18 protein-coding genes and 1 pseudogene are annotated in these 18207 nt (G+C 71.7%); 10 read left to right on the forward strand and 9 right to left on the reverse strand.

The window, feature by feature from the left end; translation table 11 throughout:
* Positions 1-43: 43 nt before the first annotated feature.
* Positions 44-1159: a DUF5937 family protein gene (locus tag AB0H82_RS07410; RefSeq protein ID WP_362989811.1), complete on the forward strand. Its 1116-nt coding sequence runs from the start codon at positions 44-46 to the stop codon at positions 1157-1159.
* Between the two features lie 77 nt (positions 1160-1236).
* On the forward strand, positions 1237-1779 hold the full coding sequence (locus AB0H82_RS07415; RefSeq protein WP_362989813.1) for a putative immunity protein: 543 nt from the start codon (positions 1237-1239) through the stop codon (positions 1777-1779).
* A gap of 33 nt (positions 1780-1812) precedes the next feature.
* On the opposite strand, the gene AB0H82_RS07420 is transcribed toward AB0H82_RS07415, so the two are convergent.
* Positions 1813-2445, reverse strand: a complete 633-nt coding sequence (locus AB0H82_RS07420) for a TetR/AcrR family transcriptional regulator (protein ID WP_362989815.1) — start codon at positions 2443-2445, stop codon at positions 1813-1815.
* A 103-nt stretch (positions 2446-2548) separates the two neighbouring features.
* Between AB0H82_RS07420 and AB0H82_RS07425 the strand changes: the two genes are divergently transcribed.
* Positions 2549-3946, forward strand: coding sequence for an MFS transporter (locus AB0H82_RS07425; protein WP_362989817.1), 1398 nt, complete (start codon positions 2549-2551; stop codon positions 3944-3946).
* Positions 3943-5169 carry an FAD-dependent monooxygenase gene (locus AB0H82_RS07430; RefSeq protein WP_362989819.1) on the forward strand — a complete coding sequence of 409 codons (1227 nt, stop codon included), beginning with the start codon at positions 3943-3945 and terminating at the stop codon, positions 5167-5169. The genes AB0H82_RS07425 and AB0H82_RS07430 overlap by 4 nt, the downstream gene beginning before the upstream one ends.
* Before the next feature lie 4 nt (positions 5170-5173).
* Here AB0H82_RS07430 and AB0H82_RS07435 read toward each other — a convergent pair whose 3' ends face one another.
* The 6 genes from AB0H82_RS07435 to AB0H82_RS07460 all read right to left on the reverse strand — a co-directional run bounded on the left by AB0H82_RS07435 (position 5174) and on the right by AB0H82_RS07460 (position 9905).
* Positions 5174-5722, reverse strand: a complete 549-nt coding sequence (locus AB0H82_RS07435; protein WP_362989821.1) for a dihydrofolate reductase — start codon at positions 5720-5722, stop codon at positions 5174-5176.
* Positions 5719-6516 (reverse strand): thymidylate synthase, encoded by a 798-nt coding sequence (locus AB0H82_RS07440; RefSeq protein ID WP_362989823.1) that lies wholly within the window; start codon positions 6514-6516, stop codon positions 5719-5721. Before AB0H82_RS07440 ends, AB0H82_RS07435 begins: the two co-directional genes overlap by 4 nt.
* 77 nt (positions 6517-6593) lie before the next feature.
* Positions 6594-7526: an anti-sigma factor RsbA family regulatory protein gene (locus AB0H82_RS07445; RefSeq protein WP_362989825.1), complete on the reverse strand. Its 933-nt coding sequence runs from the start codon at positions 7524-7526 to the stop codon at positions 6594-6596.
* Positions 7523-7816: an STAS domain-containing protein gene (locus AB0H82_RS07450; RefSeq protein ID WP_362989827.1), complete on the reverse strand. Its 294-nt coding sequence runs from the start codon at positions 7814-7816 to the stop codon at positions 7523-7525. Before AB0H82_RS07450 ends, AB0H82_RS07445 begins: the two co-directional genes overlap by 4 nt.
* A gap of 167 nt (positions 7817-7983) precedes the next feature.
* A complete protein-coding gene (locus AB0H82_RS07455) occupies positions 7984-9159 on the reverse strand; it encodes a S1 family peptidase (RefSeq protein ID WP_362989829.1) in 1176 nt (391 codons plus the stop codon).
* Between the two features lie 56 nt (positions 9160-9215).
* Complete coding sequence (locus tag AB0H82_RS07460) at positions 9216-9905, reverse strand: restriction endonuclease (RefSeq protein ID WP_362989831.1); 690 nt, start codon at positions 9903-9905, stop codon at positions 9216-9218.
* A gap of 194 nt (positions 9906-10099) precedes the next feature.
* Between AB0H82_RS07460 and AB0H82_RS07465 the strand changes: the two genes are divergently transcribed.
* Together AB0H82_RS07465 and AB0H82_RS07470 are read left to right on the forward strand one after the other, a co-directional pair.
* Positions 10100-12481, forward strand: coding sequence for a SpoIIE family protein phosphatase (locus AB0H82_RS07465; protein WP_362989833.1), 2382 nt, complete (start codon positions 10100-10102; stop codon positions 12479-12481).
* A 64-nt stretch (positions 12482-12545) separates the two neighbouring features.
* Positions 12546-13310, forward strand: coding sequence for a restriction endonuclease (locus AB0H82_RS07470; RefSeq protein WP_362989835.1), 765 nt, complete (start codon positions 12546-12548; stop codon positions 13308-13310).
* Between the two features lie 24 nt (positions 13311-13334).
* Here AB0H82_RS07470 and AB0H82_RS07475 read toward each other — a convergent pair.
* Positions 13335-13637, reverse strand: a pseudogene (locus tag AB0H82_RS07475) (MMPL family transporter); the annotation flags it as partial.
* Here AB0H82_RS07475 and AB0H82_RS07480 point away from each other — a divergent pair.
* Entirely contained in the window at positions 13561-13716 is a 156-nt protein-coding gene (locus tag AB0H82_RS07480; RefSeq protein ID WP_362990078.1) for a hypothetical protein, read from the forward strand. The pseudogene AB0H82_RS07475 and the gene AB0H82_RS07480 sit on opposite strands and share 77 nt — an antisense overlap.
* 337 nt (positions 13717-14053) lie before the next feature.
* On the opposite strand, the gene AB0H82_RS07485 is transcribed toward AB0H82_RS07480, so the two are convergent.
* Positions 14054-15712 carry a catalase gene (locus AB0H82_RS07485; protein ID WP_362989837.1) on the reverse strand — a complete coding sequence of 553 codons (1659 nt, stop codon included), beginning with the start codon at positions 15710-15712 and terminating at the stop codon, positions 14054-14056.
* 310 nt (positions 15713-16022) lie between these two features.
* Here AB0H82_RS07485 and AB0H82_RS07490 point away from each other — a divergent pair, with 310 nt between their 5' ends.
* From AB0H82_RS07490 to AB0H82_RS07500, 3 genes are all read left to right on the forward strand, one after another.
* Positions 16023-16535 (forward strand): DUF1360 domain-containing protein, encoded by a 513-nt coding sequence (locus AB0H82_RS07490; protein ID WP_362989839.1) that lies wholly within the window; start codon positions 16023-16025, stop codon positions 16533-16535.
* Positions 16536-16653: 118 nt separating this feature from the next.
* Complete coding sequence (locus AB0H82_RS07495; protein WP_362989841.1) at positions 16654-16878, forward strand: DUF5133 domain-containing protein; 225 nt, start codon at positions 16654-16656, stop codon at positions 16876-16878.
* A gap of 161 nt (positions 16879-17039) precedes the next feature.
* Positions 17040-18182 carry a PQQ-dependent sugar dehydrogenase gene (locus tag AB0H82_RS07500; protein WP_362989843.1) on the forward strand — a complete coding sequence of 381 codons (1143 nt, stop codon included), beginning with the start codon at positions 17040-17042 and terminating at the stop codon, positions 18180-18182.
* Positions 18183-18207: the final 25 nt, after the last annotated feature.

The raw sequence follows: 18207 nt of genomic DNA on the forward strand, positions 1-18207 counted from the left end.
ATCGGGGCGCCGCCCGCCGGCGGATCCGTGCACCATGAAGACCATGAGCGTCGACATCGACATCTCCGGGCTCCCGACGGAGCGCATCGTCTTCGGGCCGTCCCCTCTGGCCGAGCTGGGGGCGGCCCTGCACGTGCTCTCCGAGCCGGCCCACCACCCCGGCCTGCACGGCTGGGCGACGACGACGGCCGCGGGGCTGAAGCCCGACCTGCTGGGCCGGATGGCGGAGGCGGAGTTCCTGTGGCGGTCGACGCGGTCCGACATCCTGCTGCCCCGCGGCTCCATGCCACCGGCCACGCTCGCCGAGGAGCTGGACGAGGTGGACGCACTCGACGACGAGGCGTACGTCGCGGCCGCGCTCGAAATCAACGCCTCCGGCTGCACGCTGCGCTCGGGCGGCGGACGCTCCCCCCTGGTGGACGAGGCCGCCCGGGACGCCGCCCTGGAGCGGGCGTCCGCGCGCGGCCCGCGGCAGCTCGGCTTCGCCCAGCACCTCCTGAAGGACCCGGCCACGGTCCGCACCTGGGTCCGGCGCCTCCTGGAGGACTGCGACGAGGCGTTCTTCGCCGACGTCTGGCAGCGGGTCCGCCCCCAGCTCGCGGCGGACGCACGGGGGAAGACCGACCTGCTGCGCCGCAAGGGCCTCGCCGACGCGCTGGAGGCCGTGTCACCGACCGTCACGATCGAGGAGACCGCGCGGAGCCGCCGCATCAGCATCGACAAGCTGGCCGACGGGTGGACGGCGGCCATGCAGCCGGGCGTGGAACCCGGCGTCACGTTCGTGCCGAGCACGTTCGGCTGGCCGCACCTGATCGTGCGGCAGGCGCCGGGGTGGCGTCCGGTCGTCGGCTACCCCGTCTCCGCGCCGGAGTTGAGGCCGGGCCCCCGCACGTCGCAGCTGATGGAGAAGCGCCTGATGGCGGTGGCCCATCCGGCCCGGATACGGCTGTGCTGGGCGCTGGCCCGCGCCCCGTACACGACGAGCGAGTTGGCGCAGGGCTTCGGCCTCTCCGCGTCCGAGGTGTCGCGCCACCTGAAGACCCTGCGCGAGGCCGAAATGCTCACCACGCGGCGGCACGGCAGGTACGTGCAGCACCAGTTGGACGTCACCGTGGTGGCGCGGCTGGGCAGCGACTTCCTTGAGTCGATCCTGCGGTGACGAGGGAGGAGGCCGTGTCGGCGGAACCGCCGGCACCGGCCGGCTCCGGTCGCCCCGCTCGTGGCAGAGTCGGTGCCATGACGAGCGTATCCGGGGACTTCGAGCTGACCATGGACGAGCTGCGGGCCGTCGCGCGCTACGCCGTGGTGAGCGCCGAGGAGGTCCTCCCCGTCTTCGAGGCCGACAGCCCCGACGACCCCCGGCCCCGCGCGGCCGTCGGCGCGGCACGGGAGTTCGTGAACGGCGCGCGGCGGACCAAGCTCCAGCGCACCACCGCCCTGGACGCGCACCGCGCCGCGCGGGAAGCGACCACGGAGGCCGCGCGGCTCGCCGCGCGCGCCGCCGGCGACGCCGCTGCCGCGGCCTACCTCCACCCGATCGCGAAAGCCTCCCAGGTGGGGCACATCCTGCGGGCCGCCGCGAGCGCGGCACGCGTGGGCGAACTGAACGCGGGCGCCGGCCCTGCCGTCGGACTCGAACTGATCGAGCGGGCCCGGCGACGCGCCACCCCGGCCCTGATCGACGTCCTCTGCCGGTATCCGCTCGCGCCGCCCGGCAAGAGCCGCGTCGCGGAGCTCATGAGTGTCCTGGACGCGTCCTTGCGTGCGGCGGGCCGATAACCACCCTTCGCCACCCCGGTACGCCGCTCGCGCCTACGAGGTCCGGTACGCCCGGAGGAAGGTCCGCACTCCCTCGACGACGAGCGGCCGGACGCGCGTGTCCTCCACGGCGTTCGCGGAACCGAGCCTGTTGATCGCGACGCTGAAGGTGAGCGCGATGAACTGGTCGGCCGCGAGCCGCGGATCGGGGACGTCGAGCAGCCCGGCCTCACCCAAGGCGGCGAACCGCTCGGCGAGAGCCTCGTCGGGGGCGTCGGCCAGGGGGTTCTCGCCCTGGTGCGGCGGTTGGCCGCTTTCCGCCCGGACCAGTCGCTGCAGCGTCGCGTACTCCGCCGAGCCGAGCATGTCGGTCGCGATGCGCATCGAGAACGCGACCAGGGCGTCCTCCAGTTCGGCGGCCTCGGTGAGGTCGGTCAGGGTGTCGTCGAGGGTGCGCCGGATCGTGGTGATCAGTGACTGGCCGACGACGTCCACGACCGCGTGCAGCAGCGTCCGCTTGTCGCCGAAGTAGTCGTAGACCGTCCGCTTGGACACCTCGGCCCGGGCGGCGACCGCGTCGACGCTGGACCGGTCGAAGCCGTCGGCGAGGAACAGTTCCCGGGCCGCCGAGAGAATCGCGGCCCGCTTCGGCGTGGACCCCTCGCGCAGTGTCTTCGTGGTCGGCATGTCGCCATCCTAACCGTCCTACACTGCACGGTGTAGTGTAGTTCTCGTTCCTCCCCCGTTCTCAGTCGCCCGACCCTGCCCGACCATGACGGAAAGGAAGTCCATGACCGCGACTCTGGCTCCCCCTGTGCACATCGGGAGGTCCGCTGTCGGGGCCCTCGGCGTGCTGGCCGTCGCCACCGGCGCCCTGGAGTCGGTGGTGACGCCGACGCTCCCGCACCTCCAACGCGAGCTGGACATGAGCCCGGCCGAAGGGGCGCTGCTCAGCGTCATGCTGCTCATCACCGGCGCGCTCATCACCCCGGTCGCGGGCAAGTTGGGCGACCGCTACGGCGGAAAGCGGGTCCTGGTCCGGCTGATGGCGGTGGTCTCGGCCGGAGGCCTGGTGTCCGCCCTCGCGCCGAACCTGCCCGTGCTGCTGCTCGGCCAGGTGCTGCAGGGGGCGATGGTGGGCGCGCTGCCGCTGTCGTTCATCCTGGTGCGCGCGCACCTGCCCGCCGGGGCGTCGAAGGTGGCCATCGGGGTGGTCAGCGGGTTGTTCGTGGGCGGCGGGATGGCGGGCACGCTGTCCGCGGGGCCCGTGGCGGAAGGGCTGTCGCGGCACTGGATGTTCGCGCTGCCGACGCTCGCGGTCATCGCGGCCACCCTGCTGGTGAACAGGCTGATGCCGCACGATCCGCCGGGCCGCTCGGACGACGCCGGGGTCGACTGGCCCGGCCTGCTCCTCCTGAGCGGGGCGCTGAGCACGCTCATGCTCGTGCTGGCCCTCGCACCCGATCTCGGTTCGCGGCCGGTCGTGCTCGGCGCCCTCATCGTGGTGCTGGCCGGCTTCGTGACCGGCTGGACGGCCGTCGAGCGCCGCGCGGTCTCGCCGATGGTCGATCTGCGCATGCTGGCACGGCCCGCGATGTGGCAGTCGTGTGTGCTGACGTTCATGATCTGCCTCGGCACCTCGATGGCGGTCTATCTGGTCCCGCAGCTCTTCGCGGTCTCCGCCGACGGGTACGGCTTCGGGGCCGGCGCCACCGAGATCGGCTTCTTCCTGCTGCCGGGCGCCGTGGCCGCCTCGCTGGCCGGGCCGCTCAGCGGGGTCGGCGCGCGGCGTTTCGGCTCGCGGGCCGTGGTCGTCGCCGGGGCCGTCCTCATGGCCGTCGGCCTGCTCGGTCTGGCGGCCGTGCACGGCGAGGTCTGGCATCTCGTCGTCGGCAAGCTGCTGATCGCGCTGGCCAACGGTCTGTGCGTCACGGCGCTGGTGACGAGTACCGCCACCTCCGTCGACCGGAGCGACACCGGCATCGCCACCAGCCTGGTCCTGGTCACCCGCGTGATCGGGTTCGCCGTGGGTGTGCAGATCGGCGGTGCCGTCCTCACCGCCGGAACGCCCTCCGGATCGGATGTTCCCGCCGAATCGGCCTTCACCACCGGATTCGTCTTGGCCGGCGCCGTCACGGCGCTGTCCCTCCTCGTCGCCCGCACCATGAGCAAAGGAGTCAAGGAATGACCCGCAAACGTCTGTTGAGCAGCGTCCATACCACGCCGAGGCGCACGGCTCTGATATCCGGGGCCAGTGTCGCGGGCCCCGCCCTCGCGTTCTGGCTGAACCGCTACGGGTTCGCGGTCACGGTGGTCGAGAAGGCGGGCTCGACACGTCGCGGCGGATATCCCGTCGACGTACGCGGCACCGCACTCGAAGTGGTCCGTCGGATGGGCATCCTGCCGCGCCTCCGGGACGCGCACATCGACCTGCGCCGGCTGACCTTCCTCGACGAGGACGGCGGCGTGGTCGCCTCGATCGACCCGCACACCGTCACCGGCGGCGTCGCGGGGCAGGACCTGGAGGTGCGGCGCGGGGATCTCACCGACGCCCTCCACACGGCGGTCCGTGACGACGTGGAGTTCCTCTTCGACGACTCCATCGACACGCTCCACCAGTCCGGCCACGGGGTCGACGTCACCTTCCGCGGCGGCGGCAGGCGTACGTTCGACCTGGTCTTCGGCGCCGACGGGCTGCATTCACACACCCGCGAGCTCCTGTTCGGGCCCGAGAATCAGTTCCACCACTACCTCGGCTACTGCTTCGCCGGATTCACCCTGCGCAACACCTTCGGGCTCTCCCACGAGTCCTTGATCTGGACCACGCCGGGCAGGGCCGCGGCACTCTACGCCGCGGGCGACCACGACGACGTGCACGCCCTCCTCAACTTCTCCCACCCGGAACCGCCGCTCGACGCGTTCCGGAACCCGGCGGCCCAACGGGACCTGGTCGCCGCGGTCTTCGCCGACGCGGGGTGGGAGGTTCCCGGCCTGCTGGCCGCCCTGCGCGACGCGGACGACCTGTTCTTCGACGTGGTCGGCCAGATCCGCATGCCCCGCTGGTCGAACGGCAGGGTCGCGCTGGTCGGCGACGCCGCGTACGCGCCCTCGTTCCTCACCGGGCAGGGCTCCAGCCTCGCGCTCGTCGGTGCGTACATGCTCGCCGCCGCCCTGGCCGACCGCGACCACACCGCGGGCTTCGCCGCCTACGAACGCGACACCCGTGCCTTCGTGACCGCGAACCAGGAACAGGTCGGCAAGGGCGACGCCGCGCTCTTCCCCACCACCGCCCGGGCCCTGGAGCAGCGCAACGACATGCTGCGCGCCGCGCTCACCAGCATGCCCCGCTCCACAACGGGACGCCCGGCCCACACCGCTCTCACGCTGCCCGAACCCGCGCCCGTGCCGTGACCGGTTACTCCGGCGCCCGTACGCCCGCGTGGAGCCGGGTGTAGGTGCGGATGCGGTAGCGCAGGCCCGAGGTGGAGGACTGCCAGCCCCTGTCCTCCGCGACATGCCAGGTCGCATCCGGTGTCGGGGCGTAGGTGTCGCCGGTCACCGGGGAGTCGACTTCGGTCACCGAGAGCGTCGTGGCGTAGGCCAGGGCGGCGCGGTAGATCTCGCCGCCGCCGATCACCCAGGCCTCGGCAGGGGGTGCCGACTGCGACGGGTCGGCTCCGGGTGCGGGGAGTGCCGCCAGTTCCAGGGCCCCGGCGATGGACCCCGCGCGTTCCGCGCCGTCGGCCACCCACTCGGGGTCGCGCGTCACCACGATGTTGCGCCTGCCGGACAGCGGGCGGAAGCGCGGCGGCAGCGAATCCCAGGTCTTGCGCCCCATCACCACGGGGTGGCCGAGGGTGGTCGCCTTGAAGTGCGCCATGTCCTCGGGAAGCCGCCACGGAATTCCGTTGTCCGCGCCGATCACGCCGTCGGGGGTCTGCGCCCAGATCAGTCCGACGTTCATACGGCGACCGGGGCCTTGATGGCCGGGTGGTGCTGGTAGCCGAGCACCTCGACATCGGCGTACGCGTAGTCGAAGAGGGAGTCGGCCGCGCGCAGCCGCAGCTCGGGAAAGTCGAACGGGGTGCGGGAGAGCTGCTCGGTCACCTGATCGACGTGGTTGTCGTAGATGTGGCAGTCGCCGCCGGTCCAGATGAAGTCGCCCGGTTCGAGGCCGGCCTGCTGCGCCACCATGTGCGTGAGCAGGGCGTAGCTCGCGATGTTGAAGGGGACGCCGAGGAACAGGTCCGCGCTGCGCTGGTACAGCTGGCAGGAGAGCCTGCCGTCGGCGACGTAGAACTGGAAGAAGGCGTGGCACGGCGCGAGGGCCATCTTGGACAGCTCCGCGACGTTCCACGCGGAGACGATCATCCGGCGGGAGTCCGGGTCGCGTCGCAGCGTGTCGAGGACCTCGCTGAGCTGGTCGATGTGTCCGCCGTCCGGCGTGGGCCAGGAGCGCCACTGCACTCCGTAGACCGGCCCGAGGTCGCCGTCCGCGTCGGCCCACTCGTCCCAGATCGTGACGCCGTGCTCACGCAGCCAGCTCACGTTCGAGTCGCCGCGCAGGAACCACAGGAGTTCGTACACGATGGACTTCAGGTGCACCTTCTTGGTGGTGACCAGCGGGAAGCCCTGCGCGAGGTCGTAGCGTAGTTGGTGCCCGAAAATACTCCGGGTACCGGTGCCCGTCCGGTCGGCCTTGGCCGTCCCGGAGGTGAGTACCGCTCGCAACAGGTCTTCGTACTGGGTGTCCGCCACAGTCGTCGAGTCTAACGGCACGCCGGACGCTCCCCGACCCGGCGATACGTTTACGCACCTGTGCCCATCGTGGCTGGTCAGCAGTGGAAGTAGCAGTGGGTCGTCGTGCCGTGGGCCGGGTCCGTGTGGACGCGGACGAGATCGGCGATCACATGCACCAGGAGGAGTCCCCGTCCGCCGCGCTGGTCCCTGGGAGGGGCAGAGCGGCCCGCGAGCGGATCGGCGAGGACGCCGGCGTCCCGGACCTCGAAGACGACGTGGTCGTCCTGGGTCCAGATCCGCAGCGCGCCCGACCCGCCGCCGTGCACCACGCTGTTGGTCGTCAGCTCGGCGACGGCCAGGGCGAAGTCCTGCAGTCTCGCCTCGGGCAGGCCGAGCTCGGCCGCTCTGAGGATGGCGTGGTGCCGCACGTCGGACAGGGACTGCTTGGCGTAGGACACCTGCGGCACGCCGTCGGGCGCCGTCAGGGGCTGGTTGTAGCGGGAAACGACCGCCTCGGGAGCGTATGCCGTGCTCGTGTCCTGCGTGCCGGACCGGATGATCGTGGGGTGGGTGGCGTGGGCGTCGGCCAGGACCGTCTCTTCCAGGTTCACCTCGTCGTAGGGACAGAGGATCGTTGCTTCACGGCCCCGGAACGCCAGGTTGATCAGTGCCTCGTGCTGTGCGCAGGCGGGGTACTCGGTGGAGGTGCGCCCGGCCCAGATCGGTTCGCCGATGATCCGGACCCGCTCCCCGGGGTGCGCGTCGGCGAACGCCCGCAGCACCCGGGGGATGATCCGGCCGGGGTTACGCCCCGCCTGCGCCATGTCGAGGAGCTGCACCTTCTCGGCCCGCACGCCCAGGGCGGTGCGGATCAGGTCGAGGTTGGCCTCGGGGACCGCCACCGCCACCGCCTCGCCCGCGTCGAGCCCCTCAAGGACGAACGGCACGGTGCCCGCCAGGTACTCCTCTCGCCCCCGGTAGAACAGCGCCGGATGGACAAAGGGTTCGGTCTGAGCCGTGGCACTCATGGGGTGGACACCTCGATTGCTGACAGATCGGGCCAGAACAGCTCGAGCAGACGGGTCATGGCGGGCGGCGGTCCTTCCAGCACGAGCCGCTGTCCGTCGGCCAGGCCCTGGGCGGCCACCGCGAGATCCGTGACTCCGGCCACATCGATGAAGGTCAGCGCCGAGAGATCCAGATGGTACGGCGGCCGGTGCTCCCCGGCCACCACCACCTGCTTCAGAGCCCGCTCCCACACGGGATATGTGGGCAGGCAGACCTCCCCGGCCACTGCGAGACCGGTCCGGTCGCTCAAGGGGCGGATTCTCAGCCGAGAGTCCGAGGGCGCTGCTTCGCCTGCCGACAAGTACCCCTCCTCCGGGTATTCCACATCGCCCTCCCGCTTTCCTTCCAGGCATCACTAGTATCCCCCGCCTGGCTTGAAAGCAAGGCGAGTTGGAGTAGATCGATCAGCGCAGGCCCCTATCCGCTCCCTTTACCGGCCCCTGTGCCGACCCCTGTGCCGGCCCCTGTGCCGATCTCGGCGCCGACCGCGGCCAGTGCCGTGGTGACGGGCTGGAAGAACGTCTCGCCGCCCGCGGTGCAGTCACCGCTGCCGCCCGAAGTGAGGCCGATCGCACTCCCGTCCCGGGTGAAAAGTGAACCTCCGCTGTCGCCCGGTTCGGCACAGACATCGGTCTGGATGAGTCCGGTGACCGTGCCTTCCGGGTAGTTGACGGTGGCGTCGAGCCCGGTGACCACTCCGTCGCGGAGGCCGGTGGTGCTGCCCATCCGGGACACTTCGAGGCCGACCGCCGCGTCGGCGGCCCGCACGATCGGGGTGGTCCGGCCGTTGCCCGTGTCGACCTCGGCCGGGGCGGCCGCGGCCGGATCGTCGTACGTGACGAGAGCGAAGTCGCCGTCCCCCGGGAACGTCGCCGCCTCGACGGTCCCGATCGGCGCGCCGTCCTGCTCCTCCGACCACTGCTGGGCGGCGACCCCGCAGTGACCCGCCGTGAGGAAGCCGGGGCGTCCGTCCCCGGCCGTCACGTTGAACCCGAGCGAACAGCGCGCGCCGCCCCCGAAGATGGCGTCACCGCCCGAGGCGAAGGCCTTGAACTCTCCGGCGGACTTCTCGATGCGGGCCATTCCCGTGCCGAGCGACGCGACGGCCGCCTCCAGCCTGTCCCAGCGTTCCCCGGTGACCGTGCGGTCCGCCGTGACCAGGATCCGGTTGGTCCTGGGGTCGGTGGCCCACGCGGTTCCGGGCAGGGCGGCCCGGCGGGCCAGTGTCTGTCCGGCGGCACCCAGCGCGTCCGTGCTGTTGCGCACGCTCCGCGCCACCGCACCGGCTTCCCGCACCCGGGCGGTCACGTCGTTGTCGTCGCCCACGACGTTGACGACGAGCCGCCGCCTGTCCGCGTCGTAGTACGCCCCGCCGTAGGCGTCGCCCAGTCGCGGGGCCAGCCGACCGGCCAGCTCCGTCGCCGATGCCGCGCTGATCCGTCGGGACTCGGGCCCCGAGACGGTCCTCGAAGCGGTCCCCTCCCCGGACTGCGCCGCACCGGCGTGCTGCAGCAGAACTCCCACCGCGGCGATGCCCGTCGCCGCGGCCACGGCCAGAACGGCCTTTCGCTCGGGTATGCGCTTGTGCCTCAACTCGTCGCCTCCTCTTGGGATACCGCACCCTGATACGGATGCGACGAGAGGTGCGTTCAGGTCGGCGAGCGCCTCTGCGGTGCGCTGCCGCCGCGCCCGTTCAGCGGGATCAGCGACTCCAGATGGGCACCTTTGACCCAGGCCCCCAGCAGATCGCGGTGCAGGGCCACGATGTCCTGCCGCACGGCGAGGCCCAGCGCGGCCTTCGTGAACGTGCGGCAGGTGGTGACGAACAGGGCCACGTCCGCGCCGTGCTCCGGGCGGGCGGTGCCCACGAACTTCTGCATGTCCTGCGAGGACACGCTGCGGTGCGGCGCGTACTTCTTGCACTGGACGACGAGCCTGCGGCCGTCGGCGAGGTGGCCGACGACGTCGGCGCCCAGATCGCCGCTCCTGCCGCTGACGACGACCCTCGTGCAGCCGTCCCTGCGGCACAGATCGGCGACGTACCGCTCGAAATCCTGCCAGGAGAGCGCGTCGACCTCCGTCATCGACAACTCCCGCGCCTTCGCCTCCTCGTCCTCCCGCCACCGCCGGTCCCGCGCGACCGCGAGGCGGTGCGCACGCCACAGCCCCCACCCGGCCCCGCCCACCGCGGCGGCGCCGAGCACGGCCACGAGCACGGGCCACACCGTCGGCCGGCCGCCCGCCACCCACACGGCGGCGACCACCGTCGCGACCACGCCCCAGCCCCGCACCCGCGTGCGCGTGCGCTTCCTCGACCGCCGGCTCCGTCGTGCCGCCATCGCGCCCCCACTCCCCCACTCCCCTGCTCCCCGCGCCCCTGCCCCGCAGTCTGGGAGGCCCGGCCGGGCCCGGCAAGAGGGCCCGGCCGCCCGGTGGTGACGGCGCCGGGCCCGACTTGGGTGGGTGAACCGCAGTTGTGCCCGCCCCGGGGAGGACGGATTCTGTAGGGAATGAACGGGGCTGGTGTGGCGCCATGACGGCATGGAACGCATGGAACGCTGAGGCAAGCGCTGACTTCCGTGGTCCCCTCGACGTCACCAGGGCGGCCACGGCGGTCGTCGACGCCCGGAACACGGTCATGGGGTGGAGCCCCGCGGCGGAGCGGCTCCTCGGGTACCGGCCGCAGGAGATCATCGGCCGGCCCCTGGCGACGTTCCTGCTGTCGCCCGGCCCGGCGCCCGCCGCCCGCCCGCTCCCCGCCGGATCCAGGGGCAACGAGCTCCGCGTCGCCCGGCACCGGGACGGGCACGAGCTGACCGTCGCCACCGCGGTGTGTCCCCTGGCGGGTGCCGGGACCGCGGTGCGCGTCGTCGTCGTCACCGAGCTGCGGGACCTGCGGCTGTGGGAGTCCCGGCAGGCGCTGCTGCACGGGCTGGCCACCCAGTCCCCCGTCGGCCTCGCCATCTACGACACCGATCTGCGCCTGACCTGGTGCAACACGGCGTACGAACTGGAGATGGGACGGCCGTTCGAAGAGTTCCGTGGCTCTCGGGCCGACGAGATGTACTCCGAGGGGCGCTTCGTGAGCAAGGGCCATCCGCCCACCCTCGACACGGTCATGCAGCACGTCCTGGACACCGGCGAACCCTTCCTCGACCTGCACTTCCAGGGCCGGCCTCCCAGCGACCCGGAGAACGACCACCTCTGGTCCTGCGCCTACTACCGGCTCCAGGACGCCGACGGACACGTGTTCGGAGTCTGCGAGGACGCGTTCGACATCACCGACCGGTACAAGGCCCAGCGACGGCTGGCCCTGCTCGTGGAGGCGGGCCGCGGCATCGGCGCCGCCCTCGATGTGCGGGTCACCGCCGAGAAGATCACCGAGGTGGCGGTACCGGAGTTCGCCGCCACGGCGACGGTCGACCTCGCGGAGGCGGTCCTTGAGGGAGAGGTGCCGGCCAACAGCGGCGTCGCGGCGAAGTCGCTGGTGCGGGTCGCCCGCTGCTCGGCCGGGGAAGCCGACTGTGCGCGGCAGCCGGGCCGGCCTCGGCCCGTGGAGTATCCGCCGGGTTCGCCGCAGTACCGCAGTCTCTCCTCCGGCGGCCTCGTGCTCGACGACGCGGCCCTGGTCGTGCCGCTGCGGGCCGGGAACAGCATTCTGGGCCTCGTCACCTTCGTGCGCGGCACCGGTCCCGCCACCTTCGACAGCGGCGAGGTGGCGCTGGCCGACGAATTGGTCGCCCGTACGGCCGTGTCCATCGACAACGCCCGCCGCTTCACCCGGGAGCGCACCGCGTCCCTGGCCCTCCAGCGGCAGCTGCTGCCGCAGCAGCTGCCGGAGCAGTCGGCGGTCGACCTGGCCTACCGCTATCTGCCCACGGACGACGTGACGGGGGTCGGCGGTGACTGGTTCGACGTCATCCCGCTCTCCGGGACCCGGGTCGGGCTCGTGGTCGGGGACGTGGTCGGCCACGGGCTGCAGGCGGCCGCCACCATGGGACGGCTGCGCACGACCGTACGCGCGTTCGCCCAGCTGGACATGGACCCCGTGGAGCTGCTCTCGCGGCTCGACGATCTGGTGGGGCAGTCGGCGGAGGAGCACTCGGGCGGTCCCGGGCCGCCGGGCGGCTACACCGACGTGACCACCGGGGCGACCTGCCTCTACGCGGTCTACGACCCGGTGTCGCGGCGCTGCGTCATGGCCAGGGCCGGGCACCTGCCGCCGGCGGTCGTCGACCCGCAGGGCCGGCTGTCCTTCCCCGATCTGCCGGCCGGGCCGCCCCTGGGCCTCGGCGGCCTGCCGTTCGAGTCGATGGAGATCGAGCTGCCGGTGGGCAGTCTGCTGGCGCTCTTCACCGACGGCCTGGTCGAGGCCCGTGACCGCGACATCGACCATGGACTCGACACCCTGGGTCGGGTGCTCAGCGACCGGCACGCGTCGCTCGAAGAGCTGTGCGACCGGGCGGTGGCGGAGCTCCTGCCGGGCGGCTCGACGGGCGACGACACAGCCCTGCTGCTCGTCCGCACCCGCGAACTCGACACCGCGCAGGTCACCGAGTGGGAGCTGCCCGCGGAACCGGTCGCTCCCGGCCACGCGCGGGAGCTGGCCACCCGGCAGCTGAACCACTGGGGCCTCGGGGAGCTGTCGTTCGCGACCGAGCTCGTCGTCAGCGAGCTGGTGACGAACGCGGTCCGGTACGCCGAAGGGCCGATCCAAGTACGTCTGATCCGCGACCGCACCCTGCTGTGCGAGGTCGCGGACCGCGGCCACACGTCGCCGCATCTGCGCCACAGCGGCGAGGAGGACGAGGGCGGGCGCGGCCTGTTCATCGTCGCGCAGCTCGTCCAGCGGTGGGGGACGCGCTACACCCGCTCCGGCAAGACCATCTGGACCGAACAGGCCTTTCCCCCTTAGCGGTGGCGATCTTGGGCATGCGGAGACAAGTGATCTTCGTTGCCGAGCACTGTTGGGGAGTGGCATGACCGTACCCTCGCGCCCGGTTCGCCGGGCGGACCGTGAGCGGCGCTTCGATCTGCGCGCGACCGCCCTGTTCTTCGTGCTCGTCGCGATCATTCTGTGCGGCTCGGTGGTCGTGGTGCGCTTCGCGGCCCGGATGGTCGAGAGCCGCCCGCTGTGGATCGGCTCGCTCGCCGTCGTGGGCCTCACGGCCTGCTACCTGGGCCGGTCGAGGTGGCGCCGCTTCTCCGCGGCGAGGTACGCCCGTCGTACGGCCGAGGTGCTGGAGGAGGCGGCCGAGCGGGCCTCGGAGAGCCTGGAGAGCGCGCCGCCGCTGGTGGGAGCCACCGAGGAGGCCGCCACCGTCGTGATCGAGGCTCCGGTCGAGCCCGACTTCGCCGAGCTCGACCCCGACGGCTTCGAGCAGGCCATAGCGGAGCTGTGCGCCCGTGACGCGTGCCAGGAGGTGGAAGTCGTGGGCGGGGCCTGCGACTTGGGGGCCGATGTCGTGGCGCTGGCTCCCGACGGGCGCCGGGTCGTCATCCAGTGCAAGCGGTACGGGGAGGACAACAAGGTCGGCTCGGAGGAGCTGCAGCGCTTCGGCGGCACGTGTTTCACCGTGCACGAGGCCGACATAGCGGCCCTCGTGACGACGAGCGACTTCACCGCTCCCGCCCTCGACTACGCGCAGCGGTGCGGAATAGTCTGCGTGACCGGTGCGGAGCTGCGGGCCTGGCGGGACGGCACCGGGCCGAGCCCGTGGGAGTCGGTGGTCCTCGACGCCTGACGGGGCAGGGCCCGGTGGCACGGGTCAGACCCGCGCCGAGTCCTTCTCGTGCGGGTGCACGGCCGTCGGTTCCGGCGCGGGCGCGGGGCCGTGCTCGCTCAGGCCGAACCGGTCGTGGAACCTGCGCAGCGGTCCCGGCGCGTACCCGGCCGTGCGGCCGAGCAGGCGCATGGCGGCCGGGACGAGGACGCCTCGCACGGCGATGGCGTCGATGAGGATGGCGAGCCCGCTGCCGAGGCCGAACAGCTGCATGAAGCTGATCTCGGCCGTGCCGAAGGCGAAGAAGCTCACCGCGATCAGGACGGCCGCCGCGCTGACGATGCGTCCGGCTGATGACGAACACTTCGTGGTCGAGCACGGCCCGCACGCGCTGTCCTGCGGGCGCTGGCCCGCGCCCTCGGCATGACCGTGCAGGCGCTCTACCCTTACTTCCCGAGCCGGGACGACCTCGTCACCGCGCTGATCACCAAGGCGTACGACGACCCCGACCTGCCGGGCCTCGTCGTCGCGGCCGAGGGCTACCGCCGGTGGGCCATCGACAACCCGGACACCCGGTCGCTCTCCCCCGCGTTCCTGGGACACCCGGCGGAGCTGCCGTCGATGAGCGGCGCGGCCCTGCCGCCTCCCGCGACCGCCCTGCTGCTGAGCGTGTGGGGATACGTGCGCGGCATGGCGCGGCCCCGGCGGAGGACGTCAGTAGGTCACGTCCGCCTGCCGGGGCGAGTGTTCAGCGTGCCGTTCCGTCAGCGCGTCACCACGTGGCGCTCGTCGGGTACGCAGTGGGTCATGGTCAGGCCGGAGACGTCGCGCGGCGGGTTCTTGCCCAGCCGCTCCAGGCGCGTGCGGTCCTCGTCCGTCAGCGTCTGGCTCGGCAGCGGTTCCAGGTGGGCGACGTCGTCGGGGCCGATGCCGAGGCCTTCGCCGACACGCAGCCCGAGGTCGTTCTCGACCAGCAGGAAGTGCCAGACCATGCGCTCCTGCACCTTCCGGTCGCACTGGGAGATCAGGTCCACGAAGTTGTGTACGAGGTCGTCCCGCTCCCAGTCCTCCATCAGCAGGTAGCGCTGGCCGGCCTGCTGGTAGTCGTTGGTGAGCGGGATCCGCTTGCGGGTGAGCCGGCCCCGGATCTCCGGACCCTGCTCGTCGTGCGTCGGGTACTGGCCCTCGCGGAGCCCGCCCGTGATCGACGGTTCGTAGTTGACCTCGGGGTTCTCGTTCGCCGCGCGGTTGTCGTACGCCATCGCGCCGTCGCGCTGGTTGGTGCGCACTTCCGCGTTCTTGGCCTGGTTCACCGGCAGTTGCAGGTAGTTCGGGCCGACGCGGTAGCGCTGCGTGTCGCTGTAGGAGAAGGTCCGCCCGACGAGCATCTTGTCGTCGGAGAAGTCGAGGCCGTCGACCAGGACACCGGTGCCGAAGGCGATCTGCTCGTTCTCGGCGAAGTAGTTGTCGACCGTGCGGTCGAGCACCATGCGGCCGACGGCCTTCGGCGGGAAGTCCTGCTCCGGCCAGGTCTTGGTGTCGTCCAGCGGGTCGAAGTCCAGCTCCGGGTGCTCGCCGTCCTCCATGACCTGCACGAGCAGCTCCCACTCGGGGTGGTCGCCCCTGCGGATCGCCTCGTACAGGTCCTTGGTGGCGTGGCCGAGCTCGCCGGCCTGCACGTTGGCCGCGTCCTCCTCGGTCATGCTGCGCACGCCCTGCTTGGGCATCCAGTGGTACTTGACGAGGACGGTGTCGCCCTCGGCGTTGACCCACTTGTAGGTGTTCACGCCGAAGCCCTGCATGTGCCGGTAGTCCGCGGGGATGCCCCGGGGGCTGAAGAGGTTGACCAGCATGTGCATGCTCTCCGGGGTCTGCGACATGAAGTCGAAGATGCGGGAGGGCTTCTGTTCGTGCGAGACGGGGTCGGGCTTCAGCGCGTGGATGACGTCCGGGAACTTCACGGCGTCCCGGATGAAGAAGACGCCGAGGTTGTTGCCCACCAGGTCCCAGTTGCCGTCCTCGGTGTAGAACTTCACGGCGAAGCCGCGCGGGTCACGGGCGGCCTCGGAGGAGTCGCGGCCGCCGATGACGGTGGAGAAGCGCAGCGCGACATCGGTGCGCTTGCCCTGCTCCTGGAAGAGTTTGGCGCGGGTGTACCGGCTGATCGGTTCGTCGCCCCACTTCCCGTACGCCTCGAAGTAACCGAAGGCGGTGACGCCCCGGGCGTGGACGACGCGCTCCGGGATGCGCTCGCGGTCGAAGTGGCTGATCTTCTCCAGGAAGTGGTAGTTCTCCAGCGTGGCCGGGCCTCGCGCGCCGACCGTGCGCTGGTTCTGGTTGTCGTAGATGGGATGACCCTGCCGGTCGGTGAGCACCGGCCGGGGGTCGTCCGCGGGTGAACCCATGCTGGATACGTCCGTCATGACCATCGGCTCCTTGACGAGTGACCGCGTGCGCGAGCAGGCGTGCCTGCGCGCGTGCGGGCTGGATGGTTGAGCCCCAGTACCCCGCCCCGTCCACGATCACACACATGCGGCCGGGGCGCCGCGCCGGCCGCACGGGGTTCAGCCGTCCGGACGTCGGACCACGCGAACGAGGCCGCCGGTCTCCGTTTCCGTCGGCGGCCACGGGTTACCTGTCGCCTGGGCGGCCCCGTCCCTGAGGCGCGAAGGCCGCCGACACGCTTGAGTGGAGGCCGCGGTGTTTCATGACTCTCGTAAGGAAGGCACTGCCGTGCAGCGGATCAAGGGAGTCCTCCGGCGTGCGCGCGGAGCGTACTCCGGCGGAGAGGAACACCGGCTCGGCGGTCACCTCGGGGCCGTGGTCGCGTTCGGCGCGTACACGGCGGCCTGGGGCACGGCCGTACACCTGCGGAGGGCCAGGCTCCCCGAGCGCCCCGAGCCCTGGGACATCCTGCTCGCGGCGACGGCCACCTTCCGGCTCAGCCGACTGCTCAGCAAGGGCTCGGTCACCAGTCCCCTCCGCGCGCCGTTCACGCGGTACGAGGAGTGCACGGGCCCCGCGGAGGTGAAGGAGAGCCCGCGCGGCGGAGACCTCAGGGCGACCGTCGGCGAGCTCCTCACCTGCCCCTTCTGTCTGAGCGTCTGGCTGACGACCACCGTCACCGGCGCCCACCTGCTGTGGCCGCGCGCCACGCGGACCGTGACGGGCGGCCTCTCCACGCTGGCGGTCGCCGACGTGATGCAGCTGGGATACGACTGCCTGGTGCAGAAGAACGGCGAGTGAGTGCCGTAAAGCGACAGCCGTGAGCGAAATATCCGAAATGCCGAGGAATGCCGGTCGAGGCTCGGGACACAAGAGGCCGCGCACCCCTGCAAGCAGCGGATATGAGGGAGAACGACCCATGCTCATGGCCCATCTCGTCCTGAAGAACCTGGTCGAGCAGTACGAGGAGCTGCGCGCCCTGCACGCCGAGACGGGGAGCGCGGCGGCGCGACGGCGGATGGACGACGTCGCCTACTCGCTGTGCGTGTCGACCGGTACCGGAAGCGTCGACGCCGCCCTCGCCGTCGCCCGCTTCCGGCTGCGCCGGGTCAGCGCGGGAAGCGAGCCCCTTCTCGCCGCCTGATCCTCCGCCGCGCGAACGGGCGTGAGGGGGGAGGGAGGGGCGGATGAAAATGCATGGCGCCTTGGTCTACGCCAAGGGAGCCCGTCCCAGTATTCTCATCCGTGGCCGGCCAGCACACCATGGTGACCTCCCCCCCATTCGCCGCCTCCAGGAGGATCACGGTGAACGTTCGCACCAGAAGCTCGGCAGTCATCGGCAGCCTCTGCCTCGTCGTTTCCCTCGCCTTCACCACGGCGTCCGCGGACGAGTCCGCCGCGCCGCGCCGGGAAGCAGCCGCCAAGGTCGCGCTCAAACAGGTGGCCACGGCCAAGAACCCGTCCGCCGGTGCCGCAGGACCGGGCGGCACGGTCTGGATAGCCGAACGCGCGGGCACCGTACGGGTCCTGGGCCCCCAGGGGCTCGGCAAGCCCGTCCTCGACATCTCCGACGAGACCACCACCGACGGTGAACGCGGCCTGCTGGGCGTCGCGTTCGACCCCAGGTTCGCGCACTTCTACATCTCGTACACGGACCTCGAAGGCACCAGCACCGTGGACGAGTTCGCCGTGCGGCACGGCAGGATCCGGCCCGAGACCCGGCGCACCGTCCTCACCCAGACGCAGCCCTACGCCAACCACAACGGCGGCGACATCAAGTTCGGCCCCGACGGCTACCTCTACATCGCCCTGGGCGACGGCGGCGCGGGCGGCGACCCGCACGGCAACGGACAGAACCTCGACACCCTGCTGGGCAAGCTGCTGCGGATCGACCCGCGCGGCGGCAAGCCGTACGCGATCCCGGCGGACAACCCGTTCGTGGACGACCCGAACGCCAGGGACGAGATCTGGGCGTACGGGCTGCGCAACCCGTGGCGGTTCTCCTTCGACTCGGGCACGGGCGACCTGCTGATCGGCGACGTCGGCCAGAGCGACTGGGAGGAGATCGACTGGGCCCCCGCGAACAGCGACGGCGGCGAGAACTACGGCTGGTCCCGGATGGAGGGCAACCACCCCTTCCGCGGCGCCACCGAGCCCGCGAACCACGTCCCGCCGGTTCACGAGTACGGCCGCGGCGGCCTCGGCTGCTCGGTGACCGGCGGATACGTGTACCGGGGCAGGGCGATCCCGGGCCTGAGGGGCCAGTACGTGTTCAGCGACTACTGCGACGGCACCCTGCGCGCGCTGCGGATGGAGCACGGCAAGGTGACCGGCGTCAGCGACCTCGGTGTCAACGGCGGCGAGGTCGTCTCGTTCGTGCAGGGCGGCAGGGGCGAGCTGTACGTGCTCGACATCGGCGGCAGCGTCGCCCGCCTGGACCCCGCGTGACGGAGTAACGGCACACGGCGCCCCG

Source organism: Streptomyces sp. NPDC050732, assembly GCF_040654255.1.
In the GTDB taxonomy this organism is placed as follows: Bacteria; Actinomycetota; Actinomycetes; order Streptomycetales; family Streptomycetaceae; genus Streptomyces.